At 51.4% G+C, this 3,334-nt stretch carries 2 rRNA genes; both read left to right on the top strand.

The window, feature by feature from the left end:
- The first annotated feature begins 189 nt into the window (after window positions 1-189).
- Window positions 190-3,121: ribosomal RNA gene (locus tag EP58_RS10540) — 23S ribosomal RNA — on the top strand.
- A 91-nt stretch (window positions 3,122-3,212) separates the two neighbouring features.
- Window positions 3,213-3,328: ribosomal RNA gene (rrf, locus tag EP58_RS10535) — 5S ribosomal RNA — on the top strand.
- The last annotated feature ends 6 nt before the right edge of the window (window positions 3,329-3,334 follow it).

Genomic DNA, 3,334 nt, shown 5'->3' with positions numbered 1-3,334 from the left:
AAGAAAGTTGTTCTTTGAAAACTAGATAAGAAAGTTAGTAAAGTGCGGTATAAGTCTTTGACTTGTACCAACCAAGTAAGAACCGAGAATCAACTGAAAGTAACCTTTCAACTAACCGATACGGCCATCGCTGGCTCGTAGACGTTAGGAACATACCCGTGGTGTGTGCGTAAGCACAACAAACCACATGGTTAAGTTAGAAAGGGCGCACGGTGGATGCCTTGGCACTAGGAGCCGAAGAAGGACGGGACTAACACCGATATGCTTTGGGGAGCTGTACGTAAGCGTTGATCCAGAGATTTCCGAATGGGGGAACCCACTATCTTTAGTCGGATAGTATCCTTATGTGAATACATAGCGTAAGGAAGGCAGACCCAGGGAACTGAAACATCTAAGTACCTGGAGGAAGAGAAAGAAAAATCGATTTCCTGAGTAGCGGCGAGCGAAACGGAAAGAGCCCAAACCAAGAAGCTTGCTTCTTGGGGTTGTAGGACACTCTATACGGAGTTACAAAAGAAAGTGGTAAACGAAGTGGTCTGGAAAGGCCCGCCAAAGAAGGTAACAGCCCTGTAATTGAAATCATTTTCCCTCCAGAGTGGATCCTGAGTACGGCGGAACACGTGAAATTCCGTCGGAATCCGGGAGGACCATCTCCCAAGGCTAAATACTCCCTAGTGACCGATAGTGAACCAGTACCGTGAGGGAAAGGTGAAAAGCACCCCGGAAGGGGAGTGAAACAGTTCCTGAAACCGTGTGCCTACAAGTAGTTAGAGCCCGTTAATGGGTGATAGCGTGCCTTTTGTAGAATGAACCGGCGAGTTACGATTTGTTGCAAGGTTAAGCGGAAAAAGCGGAGCCGTAGCGAAAGCGAGTCTGAATAGGGCGCATGAGTAACAGGTCGTAGACCCGAAACCAGGTGATCTACCCATGTCCAGGATGAAGGTGAGGTAATACTCACTGGAGGTCCGAACCCACGCACGTTGAAAAGTGCGGGGATGAGGTGTGGGTAGCGGAGAAATTCCAATCGAACCTGGAGATAGCTGGTTCTCTCCGAAATAGCTTTAGGGCTAGCCTCGAGGTAAAGAGTCGTGGAGGTAGAGCACTGTTTGGACTAGGGGCCCTTCTCGGGTTACCGAATTCAGATAAACTCCGAATGCCATGTACTTATACTCGGGAGTCAGACTGCGAGTGATAAGATCCGTAGTCGAAAGGGAAACAGCCCAGACCACCAGTTAAGGTCCCAAAATATATGTTAAGTGGAAAAGGATGTGGGGTTGCATAGACAACCAGGATGTTGGCTTAGAAGCAGCCACCATTGAAAGAGTGCGTAATAGCTCACTGGTCGAGTGACCCCGCGCCGAAAATGTACCGGGGCTAAACATATTACCGAAACTGTGGATGAACCTCTTTGGAGGTTCGTGGTAGGAGAGCGTTCTAAGGGCGGTGAAGTCAGACCGGAAGGACTGGTGGAGCGCTTAGAAGTGAGAATGCCGGTATGAGTAGCGAAAGACGGGTGAGAATCCCGTCCACCGAATATCTAAGGTTTCCTGGGGAAGGCTCGTCCGCCCAGGGTTAGTCGGGACCTAAGCTGAGGCCGATAGGCGTAGGCGATGGACAACAGGTAGATATTCCTGTACCAGTGCTAGTTGTTTGAGCAATGGGGTGACACAGAAGGATAGGGAATCGCACGGATGGATATGTGCGTCCAAGCAGTGAGTGTGAGAAGTAGGCAAATCCGCTTCTCGCGAAGCATGAGCTGTGATGGGGAAGGAAATAAAGTACGGAAGTTCCTGATTTCACGCTGTCAAGAAAAGCCTCTAGTTAGACGAGTACTGCCCGTACCGCAATCCGACACAGGTAGATGAGGAGAGAATCCTAAGGTGAGCGAGAGAACTCTCGTTAAGGAACTCGGCAAAATGACCCCGTAACTTCGGGAGAAGGGGTGCTCTATTAGGGTGCAAGCCCGAGAGAGCCGCAGTGAATAGGCCCAGGCGACTGTTTAGCAAAAACACAGGTCTCTGCAAAACCGTAAGGTGACGTATAGGGGCTGACGCCTGCCCGGTGCTGGAAGGTTAAGAGGAGTGCTTAGCTTCGGCGAAGGTACGAATTGAAGCCCCAGTAAACGGCGGCCGTAACTATAACGGTCCTAAGGTAGCGAAATTCCTTGTCGGGTAAGTTCCGACCCGCACGAAAGGCGCAACGATCTGGGCACTGTCTCAACGAGAGACTCGGTGAAATTATAGTACCTGTGAAGATGCAGGTTACCCGCGACAGGACGGAAAGACCCCGTGGAGCTTTACTGCAACCTGATATGGAATGTTTGTACCGCTTGTACAGGATAGGTAGGAGCCGAAGAGACGTGAGCGCTAGCTTACGAGGAGGCAATGGTGGGATACTACCCTGGCTGTATGACCATTCTAACCCGCCACGCTTAGCGCGTGGGGAGACAGTGTCAGGTGGGCAGTTTGACTGGGGCGGTCGCCTCCTAAAGAGTAACGGAGGCGCCCAAAGGTTCCCTCAGAATGGATGGAAATCATTCGCAGAGTGTAAAGGCACAAGGGAGCTTGACTGCGAGACTGACAAGTCGAGCAGGGACGAAAGTCGGGCTTAGTGATCCGGTGGTTCCGCATGGAAGGGCCATCGCTCAACGGATAAAAGCTACCCCGGGGATAACAGGCTTATCTCCCCCAAGAGTCCACATCGACGGGGAGGTTTGGCACCTCGATGTCGGCTCGTCGCATCCTGGGGCTGTAGTCGGTCCCAAGGGTTGGGCTGTTCGCCCATTAAAGCGGCACGCGAGCTGGGTTCAGAACGTCGTGAGACAGTTCGGTCCCTATCCGTCGCGGGCGCAGGAAATTTGAGAGGAGCTGTCCTTAGTACGAGAGGACCGGGATGGACACACCGCTGGTGTACCAGTTGTTCCGCCAGGAGCATCGCTGGGTAGCTATGTGTGGCAGGGATAAACGCTGAAAGCATCTAAGCGTGAAGCCCCCCTCAAGATGAGATTTCCCATTTCTTCGGAAAGTAAGATCCCTGAAAGAAGATCAGGTAGATAGGTTTGGAGTGGAAGTATGGCGACATATGGAGCGGACAAATACTAATCGATCGAGGACTTAACCAAAAGAATGGCATTCTGGTTCTAAACGGTCACGCACAGACCGACTTTCTTATCTAGTTTTGAGAGAACAGCGTTCTTTCGATGAAAAACATTGTCTGGTGGTTACGGCGAAGAGGTCACACCCGTTCCCATCCCGAACACGGAAGTTAAGCTTTTCAGCGCCGATGGTAGTAGGGGGCTTCCCCCTGTGAGAGTAGGTCGTCGCCGGGCAATGTA

Source organism: Paenilisteria newyorkensis (assembly GCF_000766145.1).
GTDB lineage: Bacteria > Bacillota > Bacilli > Lactobacillales > Listeriaceae > Listeria_A > Listeria_A newyorkensis.
Note: the sequence above shows the minus strand (reverse complement) of the source record. Positions and strands in the feature narration are given on the sequence as shown.